22 protein-coding genes are annotated in these 21,718 nt (G+C 37.0%); 10 read left to right on the top strand and 12 right to left on the bottom strand.

The window, feature by feature from the left end; translation table 11 throughout:
* Nucleotides 1–97 precede the first annotated feature (97 nt).
* Entirely contained in the window at nt 98–727 is a 630-nt protein-coding gene (gene pyrE, locus F0919_RS03185) for an orotate phosphoribosyltransferase (RefSeq protein WP_150031266.1), read from the top strand.
* 80 nt (nt 728–807) lie between these two features.
* Here pyrE and F0919_RS03190 read toward each other — a convergent pair whose 3' ends face one another.
* From F0919_RS03190 to panC, 4 genes are all read right to left on the bottom strand, one after another.
* Nucleotides 808–1,161, bottom strand: a complete 354-nt coding sequence (locus F0919_RS03190) for a cupin domain-containing protein (RefSeq protein ID WP_150031267.1) — start codon at nt 1,159–1,161, stop codon at nt 808–810.
* A 31-nt stretch (nt 1,162–1,192) separates the two neighbouring features.
* Complete coding sequence (locus tag F0919_RS03195) at nt 1,193–1,531, bottom strand: n-acetylglutamate synthase (RefSeq protein WP_150031268.1); 339 nt, start codon at nt 1,529–1,531, stop codon at nt 1,193–1,195.
* Between the two features lie 98 nt (nt 1,532–1,629).
* On the bottom strand, nt 1,630–2,148 hold the full coding sequence (gene rpsP / locus F0919_RS18760) for a 30S ribosomal protein S16 (protein ID WP_150031269.1): 519 nt from the start codon (nt 2,146–2,148) through the stop codon (nt 1,630–1,632).
* A 169-nt stretch (nt 2,149–2,317) separates the two neighbouring features.
* Nucleotides 2,318–3,163: a pantoate--beta-alanine ligase gene (gene panC / locus F0919_RS03205; RefSeq protein ID WP_150031270.1), complete on the bottom strand. Its 846-nt coding sequence runs from the start codon at nt 3,161–3,163 to the stop codon at nt 2,318–2,320.
* 281 nt (nt 3,164–3,444) lie between these two features.
* On the opposite strand from panC, the gene F0919_RS03210 reads away from it, so the two are divergent.
* The 5 genes from F0919_RS03210 to rplS all read left to right on the top strand — a co-directional run bounded on the left by F0919_RS03210 (nt 3,445) and on the right by rplS (nt 7,588).
* A complete protein-coding gene (locus tag F0919_RS03210) occupies nt 3,445–4,272 on the top strand; it encodes a glycogen/starch synthase (RefSeq protein WP_150031271.1) in 828 nt (275 codons plus the stop codon).
* A gap of 238 nt (nt 4,273–4,510) precedes the next feature.
* Nucleotides 4,511–6,352: a glutamine--fructose-6-phosphate transaminase (isomerizing) gene (glmS, locus tag F0919_RS03215; protein WP_150031272.1), complete on the top strand. Its 1,842-nt coding sequence runs from the start codon at nt 4,511–4,513 to the stop codon at nt 6,350–6,352.
* 201 nt (nt 6,353–6,553) lie between these two features.
* Nucleotides 6,554–6,751 carry a 50S ribosomal protein L35 gene (gene rpmI, locus F0919_RS03220; protein WP_150031273.1) on the top strand — a complete coding sequence of 66 codons (198 nt, stop codon included), beginning with the start codon at nt 6,554–6,556 and terminating at the stop codon, nt 6,749–6,751.
* Between the two features lie 64 nt (nt 6,752–6,815).
* Entirely contained in the window at nt 6,816–7,160 is a 345-nt protein-coding gene (rplT, locus tag F0919_RS03225; RefSeq protein WP_150031274.1) for a 50S ribosomal protein L20, read from the top strand.
* Nucleotides 7,161–7,219: 59 nt separating this feature from the next.
* Nucleotides 7,220–7,588 (top strand): 50S ribosomal protein L19, encoded by a 369-nt coding sequence (gene rplS, locus F0919_RS03230; protein ID WP_150031275.1) that lies wholly within the window; start codon nt 7,220–7,222, stop codon nt 7,586–7,588.
* 162 nt (nt 7,589–7,750) lie between these two features.
* Here the strand turns inward: rplS and F0919_RS03235 are convergent, their stop codons facing one another.
* From F0919_RS03235 to F0919_RS03250, 4 genes are all read right to left on the bottom strand, one after another.
* A complete protein-coding gene (locus F0919_RS03235) occupies nt 7,751–8,320 on the bottom strand; it encodes a MepB family protein (RefSeq protein ID WP_216629361.1) in 570 nt (189 codons plus the stop codon).
* 43 nt (nt 8,321–8,363) lie between these two features.
* The gene (gene rpsT, locus F0919_RS03240) at nt 8,364–8,618 is read right to left on the bottom strand and encodes a 30S ribosomal protein S20 (RefSeq protein WP_150031277.1); all 255 of its coding nucleotides are present in this window, start codon (nt 8,616–8,618) and stop codon (nt 8,364–8,366) included.
* A gap of 79 nt (nt 8,619–8,697) precedes the next feature.
* The gene (locus F0919_RS03245; RefSeq protein WP_235903446.1) at nt 8,698–9,930 is read right to left on the bottom strand and encodes a lytic transglycosylase domain-containing protein; all 1,233 of its coding nucleotides are present in this window, start codon (nt 9,928–9,930) and stop codon (nt 8,698–8,700) included.
* A gap of 171 nt (nt 9,931–10,101) precedes the next feature.
* Nucleotides 10,102–10,344: a Sec-independent protein translocase subunit TatA/TatB gene (locus tag F0919_RS03250; RefSeq protein ID WP_235903447.1), complete on the bottom strand. Its 243-nt coding sequence runs from the start codon at nt 10,342–10,344 to the stop codon at nt 10,102–10,104.
* A gap of 211 nt (nt 10,345–10,555) precedes the next feature.
* On the opposite strand from F0919_RS03250, the gene F0919_RS03255 reads away from it, so the two are divergent.
* The 4 genes from F0919_RS03255 (at nt 10,556) to F0919_RS03270 (ending at nt 17,398) form a co-directional block, all read left to right on the top strand.
* Nucleotides 10,556–12,535, top strand: a complete 1,980-nt coding sequence (locus F0919_RS03255) for a DUF3857 domain-containing protein (protein ID WP_150031278.1) — start codon at nt 10,556–10,558, stop codon at nt 12,533–12,535.
* Nucleotides 12,536–12,566: 31 nt separating this feature from the next.
* A complete protein-coding gene (locus F0919_RS03260) occupies nt 12,567–14,531 on the top strand; it encodes a DUF3857 domain-containing protein (RefSeq protein ID WP_150031279.1) in 1,965 nt (654 codons plus the stop codon).
* Between the two features lie 20 nt (nt 14,532–14,551).
* A complete protein-coding gene (locus tag F0919_RS03265; protein WP_150031280.1) occupies nt 14,552–16,498 on the top strand; it encodes a DUF3857 domain-containing protein in 1,947 nt (648 codons plus the stop codon).
* Nucleotides 16,499–16,573: 75 nt separating this feature from the next.
* Nucleotides 16,574–17,398 (top strand): DUF4846 domain-containing protein, encoded by an 825-nt coding sequence (locus F0919_RS03270; RefSeq protein WP_150031281.1) that lies wholly within the window; start codon nt 16,574–16,576, stop codon nt 17,396–17,398.
* Here the strand turns inward: F0919_RS03270 and F0919_RS03275 are convergent.
* The 4 genes from F0919_RS03275 to kbl form a co-directional block, all read right to left on the bottom strand.
* Nucleotides 17,395–17,940, bottom strand: coding sequence for a hypothetical protein (locus F0919_RS03275; RefSeq protein ID WP_150031282.1), 546 nt, complete (start codon nt 17,938–17,940; stop codon nt 17,395–17,397). The genes F0919_RS03270 and F0919_RS03275 overlap by 4 nt on opposite strands.
* A gap of 96 nt (nt 17,941–18,036) precedes the next feature.
* Nucleotides 18,037–19,230, bottom strand: coding sequence for a thiolase family protein (locus F0919_RS03280; RefSeq protein ID WP_150031283.1), 1,194 nt, complete (start codon nt 19,228–19,230; stop codon nt 18,037–18,039).
* 477 nt (nt 19,231–19,707) lie between these two features.
* On the bottom strand, nt 19,708–20,259 hold the full coding sequence (locus tag F0919_RS03285) for a DUF4468 domain-containing protein (RefSeq protein WP_150031284.1): 552 nt from the start codon (nt 20,257–20,259) through the stop codon (nt 19,708–19,710).
* 172 nt (nt 20,260–20,431) lie between these two features.
* The gene (gene kbl / locus F0919_RS03290; protein ID WP_150031285.1) at nt 20,432–21,622 is read right to left on the bottom strand and encodes a glycine C-acetyltransferase; all 1,191 of its coding nucleotides are present in this window, start codon (nt 21,620–21,622) and stop codon (nt 20,432–20,434) included.
* Nucleotides 21,623–21,718 lie beyond the last annotated feature (96 nt).

Consider the following 21,718-nt stretch of genomic DNA (forward strand, 5'->3'; position numbering starts at 1 on the left):
CGGTAAAGATTTTATACAACGAAGATAGACAATGGCTAAGTAAAAAAAACTACAATAACCTTTTGGAATCAAAATAACTGCCGTAGTTTTGCGCTTCATGAGCACAGCATCCATTTTTGCCGAAAAACTACTTCAGATAAAAGCACTGAAAATCAGTCCCGACACGCCTTTCACATGGGCTTCCGGCTGGAAATCACCTGTTTATTGCGACAATAGGAAATTGTTAAGTTTTCCCCATGTAAGAGATTATGTAAAAAGCGAACTGGCCAATACTATTATGGACCATTTCCCTGAAGCGGAATCGCTTGCAGGTGTAGCCACTGCCGGAATACCGCATGGAGCACTGGCTGCCGACCTTCTGCGTTTACCTTTCATTTATGTAAGAAACAAACCTAAAGGTCATGGTCTTACCAATCAGATTGAAGGTGTGTTGACGGAAGGACAAAAAGTAGTGGTTATAGAAGATTTGGTTTCAACAGGTATGAGCAGCCTCGAAGCAGTAGAAGCATTACGTGCTGCAGGTGCCGATGTTATTGGTATGTGCGCTTTGTTCACTTATGGTTTTCCGCAAGCTGCAGAAGCTTTTGAAAAAGCAAACGTGAAATTAATTACTTTAAGTAATTACGATGCTTTGGTTGAAGTTGGTGTTTCGCAAAATATCATCCGGGAAGAAGCATTAGATAAATTGAAACAATGGAGATTGTCTCCTTCAACCTGGGGGCAATAAGGTATCACATACGTAAAAGATTGTATTCAGGAACGCCGGAAAAAATCCGACGTTCCTATTTTTTATAAAATTCATTACTCTTATTGTTCAATGGTAATTCTGTCATTATTGGTGGAAGGCTGTGAGATAACAAGGAACTCAATCCTGTCCGTAGTTTCATTTGCAATGTAATGTTGAGCTTTAGCTTTAATCAGTATTCCTTCTTTTTCTGCAACCATCATTTTTTTATCATCAATATAAAATGTGGCAGCACCTTTCAGAATAAAGAAAAACTGCTGCGCTTCGGTATGAAAATGTAACTTTTCACGTGTTCCTTCAGGCATGCTTTCCTGCTTAACAGATAAGCTTTCCATGTCTGCCAAAATCCAGCTATCACAATTATCTCCCCAGAAATAATGCTTTGCCGTTTGCTTATCAATAATTTTTCCGTCCATAAGTTCAATCAAAAATTGCTTAAAGAAGTGTTTATTGCTCTTCAATAATAGACTGTCCTTTACTTTCATCTCCCGATGTCCATTGCCAAACCTCATGAAGTCTGATTTTGCCATTCGACAGTATTTCGGGCGTTGAGGTGCAAATGCCTGTCATTAGTTCGTATCTGTCATTTATCTGATGGTAACTCATTCTTATAACACCATTATCATCAACCAATCCTATCAGGTGTCCGGAATAAATTTTGCCGCCGCTATAATTTGAAGTAATGATATTGCCTTCCTGCTTGTATAAAAATACTGTAGCTTCTGATGTTTCACCATTTTCAGTATTTGAAACCGGCCTGAAAGTTTTGTTATTGTAATTAATCATGATAAACCCGGTATTGCGATATTAATTTGTAAAAATAAGCACAAAAAAAGAGATGCTTTAAAGCATCTCTTTTCAATTTTTTATTCAATAGAGGAATATTATCCTTCTTGATTTTCTTCAGTTGCAGTTTCAGTATCAGCAGCAGGTGCTTCTTCAACAGGAGCAGTAGCGGCAACTTTAGCAGCTTGTTTTTCTTCTACTAAACGTACAGAAGTCTGACTTACGCTATGACGTTTTTCTTGTTTGTTCTTACGATGCGCTTCTTCACGTTTTGCAACCAATTGCTCGTGTTCAGCATTCCATTGTTCAAATTTTTCGTTGGCTGCTTTTTCGTCAAACAAACCAAGAGATACACCACGCATAAGGTGTTTCATGTACAATACGCCTTTGAAAGAAAGGATACGGCGAACTGTATTAGTTGGTTGCGCACCTTTGTTCAACCAATCCAATGCTCTTTCGTTGTTGATACGGATAGTAGCAGGAACAGTCAATGGATTGTAAGTACCTAATTTTTCAATGAATTTACCGTCACGAGGTGATGTGCTGTTAGCAGCTACGATAAAATAAAACGGGCGTTTCTTAGACCCGTGGCGTTGCATTCTGATTTTAACCGCCATAGAAATGGAAATTGTTTTTGGGTAAATAATTAATTTTCGGATTGCAAATGTAAGCCTTATTTTCTAAATAATCTTACCTAATACCAAAATTATTAGCTTTTCTCAATAATTATTCTCAAAGAAACTTTACGCTCTATATAATGCTTTTATAGAATTAAAATATTTCAAATCAGTTCAGAAGCAAATTATCAATCAATCTGACATCGCCAATAAAAGCGGCAATAAGTGCAACCGTGTTTCTGTCTTTCACATAATCCTCTAAAGGCTCCAGGGTTTCTGCATCCGCTAAGGCCACATAATCAGGTTTGAATCCTTTTTTCGCCAGAATGTCTTCACATTCTTTTTTAACTATTGAGAAATGCTGGAGCCCTTCTTTGGTTTGAATCGATACGAGACATTGATAAATCAATCCTGCAATATTTCTTTGCGGTTCTGTCAACCTTTTATTACGTGAACTCATGGCCAAACCATCAGGTTCACGTGTTGTGGCTATGGTTTTCAATTGAATGTTAGTATTCATTAATTTCAATAAACGTCTTACAATTGCTATTTGCTGATAATCTTTTTGTCCCATATAAAGATTATCGGGCTTGATTATATCCAGTAGTTTTTCCACCACTTGTGCCACACCCTGAAAATGTCCGGGGCGGGAAGCGCCTTCCAATATTGTTTCCACAAACCCTAAATCATATTGCTTCTCCAAAATCTGCCCGTCAGGATACATTTCTTCGACGTCAGGAAGGAACAAAACATCACAACAATTATCGTGTAACAATTCGATGTCTTTTTCTGTGGTCCTCGGATATTTTTCTAAATCGGAAGGGTTATTAAACTGAGTAGGATTTACAAATATGCTGCAGACTGTAATCTTATTTTCCTTTTGGGCGGCTTTTATAAGTGAAATATGACCTTCATGTAAAGCACCCATTGTTGGCACAAAACCAATTTTCGTTCCTTCTAAACCGGCAGACTTAAGATAAGATTGAATTTGGCCTATACTTTTAAAAATAAGCATGTTATTATGTAGGATTTTTGATATAAATATGCAAAAACGAGCTTGTAAAATACAGATTGGCTGTATTTTACAAATATTACGTACCTTTGCGGCCAAACCTACGTGAATTTGACGGTATTTTTATCTTTCTGGAATAATTTTTAGAAAAAAATAAGTACCTGATATTTATCAGAAGCGCGCACTAATTTTTAACAAATTAAAAAGAAAAAGAAAGCATTTTGCCAAATTAGGAAAAATGTTTTTTCAAACAAAATTTCATTAGGAAACAACTCAATTGTTCAATGTCAGTACAAAGTAAAAAGCGCATATTAATTATTACCAACGAACTGTCGCCATATCTTGAAATTACGGATTTTGCTACCATTCTAAACAAATTATCGGTTAAGACTTTTGACTCCGGAATGGAGATAAGGGTTATTATGCCAAGATTTGGAATTATCAATGAGCGCAGACACCGTTTACATGAAGTAGTTCGCCTTTCCGGTATTAATGTAGTAGTTGATAAGGAAGATCATCCTTTATTAATTAAAGTAGCTTCTTTGCCTAATGCACGTTTGCAGGTTTATTTCATGGATAATGAAGATTTCTTCAAGAGAAAAACAGTATTCAGGGATGAACAGGAACTTTTCCATGATGATAATGCCGAACGTTTGATTTTCTTCTGCAAAAGCGCATTGGAAATTGTTAAGAAGTTTGGCTGGCCGCCTGAAGTTATTCATTGCCATGGCTGGATGACTTCTTTGATTCCTATGTTTTTAAAAACAGCTTATAAGAAAGAACCTGTTTTTGTTCATTCCAAGTCTATATTTACAGCTCAGAATCCGCAATTCCCTGAAAATTTCGGTGATGATTTTGTAAAGAAAATACTGAATAGTGCTGCGCTGAAAGAAAAAGATGTAGAACTGTTTGCAGGTGCAAATAATGAAGCTTTGACAGCAGGAGCCTGTAAATATGCTGATTATGTAATTCAGGGGCAGGAGGATTTAGATAAAGATATTTTGGCTGAAGTAAAAGCCGCCAAAGGCAAAAAGTTAATTCCTTACAATCCCGACTGGATGGAAAATATTGATCCTTTGTTCGATTTGTACCAAAATCTTACAGAAGATTAAGTATAGGTTCCGTTCGTCAAATTAATTTTTCGGTGAAATTGAAATAACATCATTTCATTGTTTATTTTTGACCTCTCAAACGGAACGTTCTTTTCAAATTTTGAAATAATAGAAAGGGTAATTTTTATCTTTATTTAAATTATCCTTATATAAAAAATGGTCCTTCATTCAGGGGCCATTTTATTATTTGGAAAAGAATAGCAAAACATAACCTAACAAACAACTAAACACTAAAAACATGTGTGGAATTACGGCCTATATAGGCAACAAGGAAGCTTACCCTATTCTTATCAAGGGCTTACAAAGATTGGAGTATCGCGGTTATGACAGCGCCGGCGTTGTGATGATTGAAAACGATTGCTTTAATTTATATAAGAAAGCGGGTAAAGTAAAAGTTCTCCAGGATTTCGCAGAATCAAACAATGTACTGGGTAATATCGGAATTGGCCACACACGCTGGGCCACACATGGTGTTCCCAACGATACGAATGCCCACCCGCATGTTTCTAATTCCGGCAGATTTGCATTGGTACATAATGGTATTATTGAAAACTATGCTTCACTGAAGGAACAATTGAAACAACGTGGCTATACTTTCAAATCTGATACAGATACGGAAGTATTGGTGAACCTGATTGAAGAAATATTTGTAAAAGAAGAAATAGCATTGGAAGATGCTGTAAGAATAGCCTTAAATGAAGTTATTGGTGCCTATGCAATCGTGGTGCTGGATAATCAGGATACAGATACTTTAATTGCTGCCCGAAAAGGAAGTCCTTTGGTTGTAGGTGTTGGTAAAGATGAGTTTTTCGTAGCTTCTGATGCCTCACCGATTATTGAATTCACCAAGAATGTCATTTACCTTGATGACCAGGAATATGTTATAATGCGCAGGAATGGCGATATAATGGTGAAGACATTGGGTAATATTGAAAAAACACCTTTTATTGAAGAACTGGAAATGAGTCTTGAAGCCATAGAAAAAGGCGGCTTCGATCATTTCATGCTGAAAGAAATTTATGAGCAACCAAAAGTTTTGGAAGATGCTGTAAGAGGCAGAATGAGCGCGGAAGACGGCTGGATTAAATTAGGTGGCGTTTCTGAATATATCAACAAGATAAATTCTGCAAAAAGATTCATTATCACAGCTTGTGGTACATCTTACCATGCCGGTTTGCTGGGCGAATATTTAATAGAAGAATTGTCACGGGTTCCGGTGGAGGTAGAATATGCTTCCGAGTTCCGTTATAGAAATCCGATTATCAGCGAAAACGATATCGTGATTGCTATTTCCCAATCAGGAGAAACCGCTGATACGCTTGCTGCTATTGAGATTGCGAAAGAACGCCAGGCGTTGATATATGGCATATGTAACGTCATTGGTTCTTCCATTGCCCGCGCTACACACGCTGGGTCATATACACATGCCGGCCCTGAAATTGGCGTTGCATCTACAAAGGCATTCTCTACACAAGTCGTAATTCTTACTTTACTGGCTTTACAAATAGCCGAACATAAAGGAACTATTACTACTTCTTATCTGCGTCAGGTTTTGTTTGAATTGAAAAACATCCCGAACAAGATTAAGGAAACATTGAAACTGGATGCACAAATCCAGGAAATTGCTGAAGTGTTTAAAGATGCTACCAATTTCTTGTATTTGGGCCGCGGTGTGAATTATCCGGTTGCTTTGGAAGGAGCTTTGAAATTGAAAGAAATTTCTTATATCCATGCTGAAGGTTATCCCGCTGCTGAAATGAAACATGGCCCTATTGCTTTAATTGACGAGCAGATGCCGGTTGTTGTTTTGGCAACAAATGACAGTGCACATGAAAAGATTGTGTCCAACATCATGGAAGTAAAAGCAAGAAGCGGTAAAGTAATTGCAATCGTAAACGAAGGCGATACTGAAATTGCTGCTTTGGCCGATTATACTATTGCCATTCCTCAAACTGAAGAAATATTGAGCCCGTTATTGACGGTAGTTCCATTACAATTGTTGTCTTATCATATCGCATTGATGAGGGGTACAAATGTGGATCAGCCAAGAAATCTGGCGAAATCTGTTACGGTGGAGTAGATTTCAGACGTTAGATATCAGATATTGTATTCAAAAGACGTGCGGTTGCACGTCTTTTGAATTATTGGGATGCTACAATTGAAAAATTACTAATGGAAAGTACCGTGTAATACAGAAAAGCTACCTATCCTTAAATATTTTTGAATTTTTCATTTTTCATTAAATATTTTGATTACCTTTGCCACCCAAATTAAAAATAACATGCCGAAAGTAAAAACACACTCAAGGGCTAAAAAGACCTTCAAAGTTACTGGTACCGGTAAGATTACTCGTCGTAAAGCGTTCAGAAAACACCTTTTGACAAAGAAATCTGCTAAGCGTCGTCGTAGCCTTGATGGTTCTGTATTTGTACACAGTGCAAACCTGCCTTTAGTAAAGAGAATGTTGAACATGAGATAAGCTTAAGTGCTTATTATCAAAATCAACAAAAAATTAATTTCATTTAAAAAAATAACAACAATTTATGCCACGTTCAGTAAACGCTGTTGCATCGCGTGCAAGAAGAAAAAAAATCCTTAAGCAAGCGAAAGGTTTCTACGGCAAACGCAAAAACGTCTATACGGTAGCCAAAAACGTATTAGAGAAAGGCCTTGGATACAAATATGTAGGCCGCAAATTAAAGAAACGCGAATACCGCACATTGTGGATCGCACGTATTAACGCTGCAGTTCGTGAAGAAGGTTTAAGCTATTCTAAATTTATGCACCTTTTGAGCCAAAAAGGTATTACCCTTAACCGTAAAGTTTTAGCAGACCTGGCTATGAATCAGCCGGAAAGCTTTAGCAAATTGGTAGCTGAAGTAAAATAAACTTTAGCAATGCTCGTAAAGGCGGGCGCTATTCAATCATATTAGTAAAAATCATTACAATGGAAGCTATTGCATTCGTACACGAGCAATTTAATACCAAAAAAGAAATGCCGGTTTTCAAAGCCGGAGATAATATCACTGTAAATTACAGAATCGTTGAAGGTGCCAAAGAGCGTATTCAATCATTCAAAGGTGATGTTATTAAACGTCAAGGTCAGGGCGCAACTCAAACTTTCACTGTTCGTAAGATTTCTGACGGTGTAGGCGTTGAGCGTTTGTTCCCTCTTTTCTCACCAAACATCGAGTCTATCGTTCTTAACAAACGTGGCCGTGTTCGTCGTGCGAAACTGTACTACCAACGTGAGCGTTTCGGTAAATCAGCCCGTATTAAAGAAAAGAAACAAGCTACTGTCGCTAAAGCGAAGTAATTTACGTTCTGAAAATAAATTTAGAAGGCCTTGTGAAATCACAAGGCCTTTTGCAGTTGCATTATTCTCTTTCTTACTGTTATTTAAAAACGAAATAGCGGAAAACTGCTGCTGAAAATATTATTGCTTCAGCTATCCAAGGCTAAACAATAACGACTTCAATTAACTTTGGTATAGTTTTACTGCCCTTTCTATATCTACCGCTTCACCATTTATTGGAATATCCAGGAAATAATCTAACTGCCATTGTTGTGTCTTCCGAGCTTGCTTATTATCAGCATCTTCCCATGGCGGATATACCCTTATACCTCTTTTCCCCTCTTTCTGGGATGAAATTATTCCTTTGGCCTCTAATATAGCCTTGGGGAGTATAAATTGTCCGAAATGCGCTTTATCTCTGGCATTTATAACTATAAGTTCAAAAGCATCTGATAACTCAAATGGCATAGTGCATCCTGTTGTATCTCTTTTCCATAATGCTACAAACTGACCTATCTTCTTTGGTGTGATTTTGGCAGTTCTATATATTATCAAAGAGTGATTAAGCTTGAAACTACAGGCCTGATATGCTTTGCTCTCTGTTTCAGATTGAAAATGGGTGCAGTTAAAACCACATAAATCATAAACAGATTCTTTTACAATTAAGAAATCAGTATAAACTGCTCCGATCATTACTTTATCAAATGCCGGCATAAATTCCATGTTGAATAAAAGCACAAAAGCAGCAACCATATTCCGGTTACTGCTTTAATATTTTGTTTCGACTAAATAAGAATTAAGCTAAAACAGCTACTTTCTTTGCCAATTGAGATTTAAGATTGCTTGCTTTATTTTTATGAATAACATTGCGTTTAGCCAATTTGTCAATCATAGAAATTACTTTAGGAAGTTGCTCTGTAGCGGCGTCTTTTTCAGTAATTTTCAACATTTCACGGATAGCGTTACGGGTAGTTTTACCATAATAACGATTACGATCACGACGCTTTAAGGCTTGACGAGCATCTTTTTTGGTAGCTTTATGATTTGCCATTTTTTACTATTATCTTTTGTTCATTTTTATTAAGGACTGCAAAGGTATGGAAAGTTTATTAATTTTAAAACTTTTTTTTCTACATCTGCATATTCTGCGAAGCGCGTTCCAAAGCGCCTAATTTTTCAAGGAAAACATCTAATTTATCTTTAGGAATACGGAAATTATAAAGATTACCTGTTTTGTATTCAGACAAATAATCGAAATAATCGTAGTTCCATCTTCCCAATTGCCTGCGGTCAATATTCAACATGGCTGATACAACCTCCAGATCCAATGGTTTTTTAATTCTTACAATAGCCATTTGCTTTACTTCAGCTTCTGTAAACTTCGACAATAAAGGATTCGCAGGTTTTTTAGCTTTTGCTATGGATGCGCTGGTTACGTTTAGCGAAGTCCAATCAAAATTGCTTGGTAAACCGGGCAACAGGAAATGATTCAGTCTTTCCATTATAGTTGCGGTTGCTACAAATGCCAGAACGTGGTTTTGTGTCTCTTTAGGCAAATATTTCTTTATAGACCAGAAATCATCTTCACCGGTTTTTTTCATTGCGTTTATTACCGGACGTGGACCACTATTATAAGCAGCTATAACCAATAACCAATCATCAAGCTGATCGTACAGATAACTCAGGTATTTTGCAGCAGCATGCGTCGATTTAACCAAATCGGTCCTTTCATCACGACGGCCGCTGACAGTTAAACCCATAAGCCTTGCGGTCGGAGCCATAAATTGCCAATAACCGACAGCACCAACAGGAGATCGGGCATTTTTATTAAGGGCAGATTCGATAACAGCAAGATATTTCAATTCTTTTGGAATGGAATGTGACTTTAACACACGTTCCATCGTTTCAAAAGTTGAAAGTCCGCGATCATTGACAACATTTAATCTGCCTCCAAAATGCGACATATATCCTTTCACATAATCAATCATATAGTTGTTCATGTTTCCGAAATAGTCGGTCTCTCCGGCTAAAGGCACTTGTTTAAACCTGTCGTTCGTTTCCACTAATCTATCGTCAAGACGATTCTGATTTTGGATAACATTAGGTTTGTTAGAAGAGGATTGGTTTACAGTACCCTTTTTAGACTCGGATCCGGTTATTTTTATAACCTTATCACTGCCATCCAACACAAATGGCATCGCTTTAGGAGCAATGCTATCCATGGCTACAGGCCTTCTGGCACCATCGTTATCATTCATGGCAATTTTCCTGCCATCTGTATTTAAATTGACACGAGGGCCCTGAGCACATAAAGTCAAAGGACTTACCAATAAAACTGAATAGAAAACTAATTTCCATTGCATGGGCTAAGTATAATTTTTAGCGGTGACACATGCAACCGGATTAATCTTTGAAAAACCGGCTGTTTATTTCGTATGTCAGAAAAATGATTTCAGACAAAGCGGCTTCACAAAATAATAAAAACTTTTTATTTTGCTAATGCTAAAACAGAAAACACAAAAATCAATTAAGAATTAAGCGTTGGATTGAGGTTGGTTGGAATTTGAAGAAGGATTTTCCTTCATGCCTGTTTCTATTTCTTTTTTAATACCATCTTTAGCATCGTTAAACTCACGGATGCCTTTGCCAATACCTTTGGCTAATTCAGGAATTTTTTTACCACCAAACAAAACTACAACCACCAATAAGATCCACACCCATTCCATACCGCCCGGCATTGATAATAACATCGTTGGGTTGATTGATAAAATAGCCATTAAAAAAGGTTTAAATTAATTAATAATAATGCGAAGGTAAGGATTTCTGCTTTTAAATCAGATATTTTTCGGTGATTAACGCTTTATTGAATGTTAATGTGTGCTGTGTCTCTAATAACGCTTACAAGACAGAAGACATCGTTTCCAAAAAATAATTAACAAAAATTATTTTTTTATATTATTATTGCAGCCAAAACAACATAAAATAATCGTGAAAAAGATTTTATTAGCCCTTACTATCACCCTAATCAGCTCATTAGCAGCCCGTTCTCAGGAAATACCTAACATAAAAAATGAAGCGCAGTTAATCGAAATTTTAAAACAAGAAAAATTCGACATAGACGCAAATGCTAAGGCTGTGATTCTTTACAAGAAGGTAGAAACTGAGATTTTAAATGGTTCATTTGAATATTATGTTGATTTTGTTGCCAAGATACTCAGTGATGAAGCAGCATCGAAACTAAGCCTGGTTGATGGAATAATTAAAACGAGATATTCTGTTATAGGGAAAATAAGCGCTGAAACTTACAATTTAGAAAACGGAGCTGTTGTAAAACAAAAAATAGAAGGAGAAGATATACTCCGTGAAAATTTCACAGAAGGGATAGATGTATATAAATTCAACCTGCCATCTGTAAAAAAAGGTTCAGTTATACACTATTCCTATAAAACAACAAGACCTAATTGGCTCTTAGTACCGGATTACTACTTACAGGAAGATTACCCCATTTTGTATGAATCATATGACCTTAATTTACCAACCTATCTGAAATACGATAAGCTGGAACGGGTGGATAATCCTTTGTTCCGCGCAAAATACAAAGATCAATTGGATACCTGCAGTGCCGGAACATGGGTAGAAGATTTAGGCGGACGCGGAATCCATACGCTTTGGGTAAGAAGAAATGTACCGGCTTTCAAAGCAGAGCCTATGATAGCATCTGAAGAAAATTATAAAGAGCGTATCAGGATACAGATAAAATCGGTGATAATAAATGGCGTAGAAAGAGGCTATGGAGATTCATGGGAAAACTATGCAAAAACGTTTCTATACGGAAACTCAGATTATATAGGACAAGTATTTAAAGGCAACGGGTTCCTGAGTGATAAAGTGGATGAATTAATTGCAGGTAAAACGACGGACATCATGAAAGCCCAGGCAATCTATAGCTTTGTCCGCGACAGTTTTAATATAAAACATACCAATAAGGATTTTGACCTCAGAACTATATTTAAAGACAGAGTTGGTTCCGAAAATCAAATAAACTTATTGCTGGCTGCCATGCTTAGAAAGGCAGGACTTTCTTCCAATCCCGTACTTCTTAATTCAAAACCGGGAGAACGGTTAAACGCCTATTTTCCTGATACTGAAAATGCTAATGACATAATTATATGTGTACAGGCAGATCATAAACCAATCTATCTTGATGCATCTCAAAAGCATTTGCCTTTTGCATATGTACTGCCCAATAACTATAATGGCTATGCAATGCTGATTGATGCAACAAGTAAAGGCATTGAATTGAATCCTAATGACATAACAGAAAAATCTACCACAATAGTCACTTTAAAGCCCGGCAGCAAGCCTAATCAATTAATAATGAAACTTGACGCCAGGCCGGGTAATTATGAAGCATACGAGTTCAGAGAAAAAATGTTTGCAGATACGTCTAAAATTCGCCTGGCAATTATGGAAAGCCTGAACAAAACATCATCAGGATTTACACTTACCGATTTGCGGGTAAACAATCTTAACACACCTGACACTGCTTTAAAAATCCATGTTGAAGCAACGTTGGATTTAGAAGACAATCAAACTATATACCTGAATCCTTTTTTTGATAAGTTTTTTGAGTCAAATCCTTTTTCTGCAAGCGAGAGAACCCACCCTATTGAAATGGATTATTTAGATGATAAGAGCTACGTGTTTTCATTGGAGTTACCTAAAGGATATATAGTAGATGATTATCCTAAATCTACAGTATATAAAATTGACGAAATGGGGCACATGACATTCAAAAGCATGTATGCGTATGATACAACAACCAATACTTTGAATGTAACTAACCGTTTTCAAAATATCGAGTCGACATATCCTGCCAGCGCATACGAGAGTATCCGGATGTTTTACAGTAAAATAGTCGGGGAACAATCACAAAAAATTGCTATTGTAAAAACAAAAGAACAATAGATATTTGCGCGGCAAAATAAATATAAACCCAATGAAAACCCTATCAACAGTTTCCCTGACTCTTTTTTCTTCAGTGCTTTTTGCTCAATCAGGCATAAACCTTAAAGACGAGTCATTTCTAAAGAAAGAGCTTGAAAAAACACGCTATGAAATAGATTCTGATGCAAAAGCAATTATACTGTTTGAAGAAGGAAGCGTTTACTTTGAAGATGATCACTATGATTATAAATATGAAATCGTTGCGAAGCTATTAAGCGATGAAGCCATTGAACATCTGGCGGAAGTTACAATTCCCCGTCGTGAGAATATGGTGATTACCGGCATCTCCGCCGAAAGTTTTAATCTTAACGGAGGAAAGATTGAAAGAACCAAGCTGGAAAGTGACAATATATTGAAGGATAAAATTGATGATAAGCTAAAGGTTATTAAATTTAATATCCCGGGCGTAAAGAAAGGCAGCATCATTCACTATTCATACAAATTCCACAAATCTTCGGCTGTTTCAGTTCCGGAATGGCCTTTTCAAAATCTGTATCCCACCTTGTATTCAAAATATTCGGTACGGCTGCCAGGTACATTTTCGTGCAACAGTATATTAAGATCCGGAAAAGTGTTCAAGGAGGCTTCTAAAGAAAAAGAACTTGAGACCTGTGATGCGTGTCAGTTTACGGAGAAGTATGAATCAACGGGCTCTTACATGGCATGGGCAACGAAGAATATTCCTGCATTTGTCAAAGAACCTTTTTCAAGCGGAAAGGATAATTTTATGGAACGCATCAAAGTGATGATAACAAGTGTTTATTTAAGCAATGGGAGCAAGTATAAACTTTTCAATAACTGGACAGATTTCAGCAAGAAATTTCTTTATGATAACAAGGAATACATCGGTCAGGTTTTCAGTCCAAACAATTTTCTCGATGACAAAGTAAATGAAATTACTAAATCCGCTGCATCTGATATTGAAAAGGCAAAATCCATTTGTAATTATGTTAAACTACATTTTAGCATGGTCCATAACGATGATGATAACATAAAATCTGTTTTCAGAAATGGCAAAGGAGATGTTTTTGGAATCAATATGCTGATGATAGCTATGATGAAAAAGGCAGGGCTTGACTGCGATCCTGTTGTGCTGAGCACTAAATCGAACGAAAGACTTTCCAGTCTTTACCCGAGTCCTTATGATCTGAATTATTTAGTGGGTTATTTTAAAGACGGGAACAACAAGACTTACTTATTAGACGCTACTGCTTATAATCTTCCTTTCGGCACATTAAAACCTGAATGCTACAATGGTTATGCAAGAATTGTAAACGAAACCGGAGATGCTATAAACCTATCGCCGGATGAAATAAAAGACAAGACTACTACTTTAGTAAGTATCAAACCTGTTGAGAATAATAGCCTCTCTGCAAAGGTTGACGTAAAACTTGGCATTTTTAAAAGCATGGACATGCGTAAAGACGCAAAAGGCGATTCGACTGATGCCAAAAATAAATTAATACAATCTTTGGCAGAAAGTATGATATCCGTTACTCCGGGAACTTTGTCGATTAAGAATTTCAATAATCCTGACGAACCTATTACCATGCACTATGAAGGAGTCATTAAATTAGATACTGCTGTTTCAACGTTTTATATAACCCCTTATCTCTCGAAATTTTATACAAAAAATCCTTTCACCGCAATAGAAAGAAATTTACCAGTCGAATTGGATTACAATGAAGACCAGACTTTGATATACAATTTCCAGTTACCTGAAAATTACAGTATTGATGATTTCCCCAAATCATACAGTATAAAATTTGACAACAATATGTCTTTCTCCAATACTTACAATTATGATGTTGAAAAAAAGACGCTTACTATGGCAAGTAAATTTCAGACCACTGCTACAACCTATCCCGCAATTGAATATAAAAACATAAGAGCTGTTTTTGAAAAAATGGTAGAAGAGCAAAATAAAAAGTTTGTTTTAAAAAGAAGTCATATTTAAACATAATAAGTAACCTTATAATGAAAAAATTAATTAACATCTGCATTCTCGCAACCCTGCCTTTTGCTTTACATGCAAAAGAGAACTACGAAGCCCTTGCTGTCAGGAATATTCCGGATTCATTAAAAAGTGGCGCCCATGCTACTTTCAGGTATGACAACACGGTAATTAATGTTGTAGATATAGAAAATGTAAAATCGGTCAGGGATTATGCCGTAACTATTTTTGACGAAAAAGGCATGGTGTTTTCTCAATTGGTGGAGAGTTACAACAAGGCATCTTCTATTGAGGACATAGATGCAACTTTAATAGATGCTGATGGAAAAGAAATCCAATCCTTAAAACAAAGAGATATACAGGACAGATCTACTTATGGATTATCCTTTGAGTTTAATAGTGACCAGCGTATGAAGTTCTTCAGCTTTCAATACAAAAACTATCCTTATACAGTAGTCTTCCATATAGAGAAAAAATTAAAATCTACTTTTCTAATCCCTTCATGGCGGGCAAGGGTATCAACTATTAGTTCGGTAGAAAATGCGCAATTAACAATAACGCATCCTGACGATTTGCCGACAAGGTATAAGGAATATGAAATGCCAGCCAATCTCATAAAAAAAGAAACAAAAGATTCAAAAGGCTCAACAACCAATTCATGGCAGATTAGTAACCTTGCGGCCTACAAAGAGCAGCCCAATAGTCAGGCCGGAAATTTTGATGCGCCAACAGTGGCGCTAAGCCCTTCTAAATTCAGGCTTTATGAACATGAAGGTGATTTAAACAGCTGGCAAACGATGGGCGCATTCTTTTATCAGCTTAATGATGGCAGAGACGAGTTGCCGGAGGATAAAAAAGCGTTGGTAAAATCAATGGTTGCAGATGAACCGACCGTTTATGGTAAAGTTCAGAAGTTGTATGCTTACATGCAGCAAAGCACAAGGTATGTGGCCGACGAATACGGCATTTCCGGCTGGCAAACTTTTGAAGCGAAGGATGTATGCAGAACCGGTTATGGCGACTGCAAGGGATTGGTAAATTATTTGAAAGCTTTATTAAAAGCGGCAGATATTACGGCTTATACAACATTGGTTTACGGCGGTGCCGAGGATATTGACAGACTGGACAGGACTTTTCCTGATAATAATTTCAATCACGTTATTTTATGTGTACCGCAGCAAAAAGACACCATTTGGGTAGAGTGTACGAGTCAATTATGCCCGGCCGGATATCTGAGCGATTTTACATCAGACAGAGATGTACTTATAACAACGGAACATGGCGGATGGCTGGCGCATACACCTGCTTATTATGAAAACGTAAACTATGTGAACAGGAAAGCAGTCATGAATTTTGATCCGGCCAACACTAACAATCAGGTTGTTTATCTGACAAATGTTTATTCAGGACCTATGCAGGATCCCACAAGCAATTTCGTAAAAACCAAATCGGCCAAAGAAGTTTCCGAAATGGTCAATAAGAAATTCTCCTTCCCTTCTTATGCGGTTAAAACATATCATTATGACCATCAGTTAAATGACAATCATATTCCTTCCTTAAACGAATCAATTGAGGCGGATGTAAACGGAATTATCAATAGCACGCAGAAAAGGACTTTTATAAATATGGCCTGGATGCGCAATCCTATGGAAGATTTATATCAGCTAAGTCCAAGAACGTTACCAATTGTGTTGAACGAATCATACGCAATAACCGACAGCATAGAAGTTACAATACCTGCCGGTGCGACAATTGAAAACATGCCGACGGATATAGAAACGAAACTACCTTTTGCATTGTATAAAGTGCATTTCAATTTTAAAGACGATAAAATAACTATGGTACGGACCTTTAAGCAAATAAAAGGTGTGTATGAAGCAAATCTTTATGAAGCTTATCAAAAGTTATACAAAGACATAGCGTCGGAGAAGAATAAACTGAATGTGGTGATTTTAAATAAGGCTTCCTAAAAAAGATTATAAAAGATCACTGTCAATTCTTGTGAACTTTTCTGCTTTGTACGTCTTCAGGAAAAATCGAATAAGATGAAACTAATTTCCCTTATAACATTTCTCCTGAGTTCATGCACACAAACGCCGTCGGAATATTTTCAACAGCATAATAACACTCCTGATATCCGGCAAAAGTTAAGTGATCTTCCTTTACCTAAAGGCTATAAAAGGATAATTGCAGGCAATAATAGCTTTGCTGTTTACGCCAGGAATATTCAGTTAAAAAGCGATAACACCGTTTATCTTTTCAGCGGGATTAAGAAAGGGAATCAATCCGCACAATATGCAGTTCTGAATATAGATGTCGGCAACAAGGATTTACAACAATGTGCAGATGCTGCTATGCGCTTAAGAGCAGAATATCTTTTTTCCCAAAACCGATACAATGATATAAAATTTCAATTTACAAATGGATTCCTATGCGATTTTGAACACTATGCAAATGGTTACAGGGTAAAATTTAACGGCAATAATTGCAGCTGGATAAAGCAGACTGGCATAAGCTACACACATGCTACTTTGAGGAAATACCTTGACCTTGTTTATTCTTATGCCGGAACAAAATCATTGTACAATCAAATGAAGCCCGTTTCATTTTCAAAGATAGAACCTGGTGATGTTCTATTGCAAAAGCGGGAACCTTACGGACATGCGGTAACGGTAATGGACATGGCTTATAACCCTCAAACCAAAGACACTATTTTTCTTTTAAGTCAAAGTTATATGCCTGCGCAGGATATCCATATTTTGCGCAATCAGATGAATGATGATTTATCGCCCTGGTATTCCGTTAATGGTGCGGATATAATTGAGACGCCAGAATGGACTTTTACTAAGAATGATCTGAAATTTTTTTAACGTTGCAGATAGACTAAATAATTGTGTGGAGTCAAATAATAGATATCAGCATATTTATTATTCAGTTCAAATAATAAATATGAGAAATCAGGCTGCAAACTACCGGGAGATGTGGAACAGGGTGTATCCTGCAACCAAGTAAAAGATTTTGGTCCTTCATGTACATTGGTAATAGAAAAGACTTTATTAATTGCCGGAATAACAATCGTATAATCATTACCTACCTTTATTTCAAAAAATCCATTCTTCACCCATTGGGAGCTACTTGCAGCATAAGCTGTATCACTTGCAAAAATGCTATTAGACAAATCTAATGTATCGGTCAATTCCAAAGTATCGAATTGACTATTGGCTACATATTTATTTAATACTACAATTTTCAATTCGTCGGCAGAAAACCCTTTAAATACAGGGCTTGCTGGAAGATAAAAACAAGATCGCCCGCATACATATTGCTGCGATTCGGTTTGTACTTTCTTTTTACAAGAACCCAATACTAATGGAATAATCAGAACAATTATAAGAAAAGACGATAGTTTCATGTCCGGGGAATTTTGCAGTTAAAACAAATGTATATAAAAAGACGAATGCCGGACTCAATAACTTGAGTCCGGCATTCTATAAATGTCTATTTCATTTTATACCAATTCGTAAATAATAGCAGCGCCCTGCCCTACTCCGATACACATGGTAGCTAAACCATAACGTACATTACGGCGTTTCATTTCATGCAATAATGTAGCCGAAATACGCGCACCGCTACAACCCAACGGATGACCGATGGCAATAGCGCCACCGTTTACGTTCACTATCTCAGGATTGATTTTTAAGTCCTGCATTACTGCCAATGACTGCGATGCAAATGCTTCGTTTAGTTCTGCAAGGCCAATATCCTCAATCGTCAAGCCTGCGCGCTGCAATGCCTTCTCCGTTGCAGGTACAGGCCCGATACCCATAATAGAAGGATCGACTCCGGCAATAGCACGGCTGACAATTTTTGCAATCGGTTTTAGGTTATATTTTTTTACTGCATCTTCAGAAGCTAATAATAGTGCTGCTGCACCATCGTTAATACCACTGCTGTTACCTGCCGTAACAGTACCGTCTTTAATAAAAGCGGGTTTTAATTCTGCAAGCTTATCTAATGGAGACATACGCGGATGCTCGTCTTTGTCGAAGACAGTAGTTTTTCCTTTTCCAAGTTCGATGGTTACCGGCACCAATTCATCTGCAAATTTACCTGCTTCATGAGCTTTCTGATATTTATCCTGGCTTTCAAAGGCAAACTGGTCTTGTGCTTCGCGGCTTATATTCCATTGTTTAGCTACATTTTCCGCTGTTTCACCCATAGTATATGGATGATATAATGCAGATAATTTAGGATTGATAAAACGCCAGCCCATAGTAGTATCAAACATTTCCTGCGAACGGCCGAAAGGTTTATCAGATTTACCCATTACAAAAGGCGCACGGGTCATGCTTTCCACGCCACCTGCTATAAATATTTCACCTTCTCCGCACTGAATAGCACGACTTGCATCCATGATAGCCTGTAAACCTGATGCGCACAAACGGTTAACAGTATTGCCACCAACAGTAATAGGTAATCCGGCCAACAATGCAGACATGCGCGCTACATCGCGGTTATCTTCGCCCGCCTGATTAGCAGCTCCGGCAATCACATCTTCAATAGCATTTACATCTAATCCGGGATTTCTTTCCACCAGAGATTTAATAACATGCGCTAACATATCATCAGGACGGACACTGCTCAAAGTACCGCCATACTTACCTATCGGCGTACGTACGGCATCTATTACATATACGGACATTGGAAATTGAGAATTTAATATTAAAGGTTTGATTTTTAAGGCTGTAAAATTAAGAATTTAATAGGAGAATGGCTAAATCTGCCATATGTTTTGATTTGAGGCAAGTCTTCTCCGAACATTTTTCTAACCACAGTTTTGATGTATTAGCCGGAAGGCTGAATGTATAACATGAAAGTTTGAATGTATTCCATAAAGGTTTGAATGTGTTATATTGAAGTTTCCATCTATCAAAATGAAGCTTTTGTGTATAACACTAAAGTCGGCATATATCATATTACTGTCTTAATGTATGATACTAAAGCTTGCATGTGTTACAGTAAAGTCTCAATGTATTAAAGTAAAGGCCGGATGTATTACATGGAAGGCTGCATTTATTACTTTTTTGAGATTTAACGAGGCTAAAATTCAAAGTTTATAGCAAAAACATGTCCCACACTTTAAAAGTGTGGGACATGTTACAAGTTGAATTCATTAATATTACCAATCGTCTTTCTTGGCTCCGCCCTTAATATTATTTTCTAAATCAATGGATAAAGCCAAAAGAGATTTATTTACTTTTTCAATTACACTTGAATTATACTTTGCACCTCTACCCGGGAACATTTTAGTTCCGTTATAAGCTACAGGAGGATCAATAGGAAAATTATTAGATTTCACCATAAGATTATCAAAACGAAACTTATATTTTCCATCCTTAAAAGAAAGTTTAATCTTAAAATTTACATAATCGCCGGGCGCACTTTTAAATTTCTCTAATACAATAGTAGGAGAGTTAAATATGATGAATTCTTTTTCATCAAATCCGGCACTATTATCTTCTGTTTTAAAGGTTGAAAGAACCCATTGTTTCGCCCTCTTAAACATTTCTTCTTTTGTAACTCCTTCTACAGGAACAATCCCTTCATAATAATAATTGGTAGCATTATCGTCTGATACAAGAACTGTTTTTACTTCTTCATCTTTATCCTGTGCCTTTATGTTTGGCGTAGCAAAGAATAAAGCTGTTGCAATCAATAAAACTCTTTTCATGGTTAATTAAAATTTTGGTTAAATAAAAAACATTGCCTCATATAATTGCAAGACATTGCCAAAGAAACATAAAAATTTATTTAAGGTCAAAACATGTCCCACACTTTTAAAAGTGTGGGACATGTTTGCAGTAATATCTAAAATCTAAAGTCTAACATTTAATATCTCATATCTACTTTATCACTCCCAACTCCTTACCCACTTTAGTAAAGGCTGCAATAGCAGTATCTAAATGGTGTTGCTCATGTCCGGCAGAAATCTGTACACGGATACGTGCCAGGCCTTTTGGCACTACAGGGAAGAAGAACCCGATTACATAAATACCTTCTTCCAATAAACGGGCAGCCATTTTTTGCGCCAATACTGCATCATACAACATTAAAGGACAAATCGGGTGTGTGCCGGGTTTGATGTCGAAACCTGCGGCAGTCATTTGCTCACGGAAATATTTGGTATTTGCTTCCAGTTTATCTCTTAATTCCGTTGTTTCGCTGATCATATCCAATACAGCAATGGAAGCGCCTACTACAGAAGGAGCAACGGTATTGCTGAACAAATAAGGACGGCTGCGCTGACGCAACATTTCGATCACTTCTTTTTTACCGGATGTAAATCCGCCGGAAGCACCACCCAAAGCTTTTCCTAATGTACCTGTAATAATATCAATGCGTCCCATTACGCCACATAATTCGTGTACACCGCGACCTGTTTTACCCATAAAACCGGAAGAATGGCTTTCATCAATCATCACAATAGCATCATATTTATCAGCCAAATCGCAAATTTTGTCCAATTCGGCTAAAGTGCCATCCATAGAGAATACAGAATCGGTAACAATCATACGGGTGCGGGCATCTTTGTGCTCTTTTAAACGTTCTTCCAGTTCAGCCAGGTCTTTATTCTTATAACGTGCTCTTTTTGCTTTGCACAAACGCACACCGTCAATAATGGAAGCATGGTTCAATTCATCAGAAATAATGACATCTTCCTCGCCTAACAATGGTTCAAACACACCGCCATTGGCATCGAAACAAGCTACGTAAAGAATGGTGTCTTCCGTTCCCAAAAACTTAGAAAGCTTTTGTTCCAGTTCTTTGTGAATATCCTGCGTACCACAAATAAAACGAACGGAACTCATGCCATAACCACGTTCATCAATAGTTTTTTTGGCAGCTTCCACCACTTTCGGATGAGAAGAAAGCCCAAGGTAGTTATTGGCGCAAAAGTTCAAAACCTTTTTACCGTTCACCAATATTTCGGCTCCCTGCTCGGAATCAATGCGACGTTCTGATTTGAAGAGGCCGTTCTCTTTAATTTCTTCAATCTCGCCTTGAATACGAGTATAAAATGAATTGCTTGACATATAATTAAGAAAGTATTTTGGGATATAAACAGGCAGCAAAGCTAATAAATTAATTGTTTCTCCACACTTAATCAAAGAATACCTACACTTGTTCAA

Source organism: Taibaiella lutea, from assembly GCF_008629695.1.
In the GTDB taxonomy this organism is placed as follows: domain Bacteria; phylum Bacteroidota; class Bacteroidia; order Chitinophagales; family Chitinophagaceae; genus Taibaiella; species Taibaiella lutea.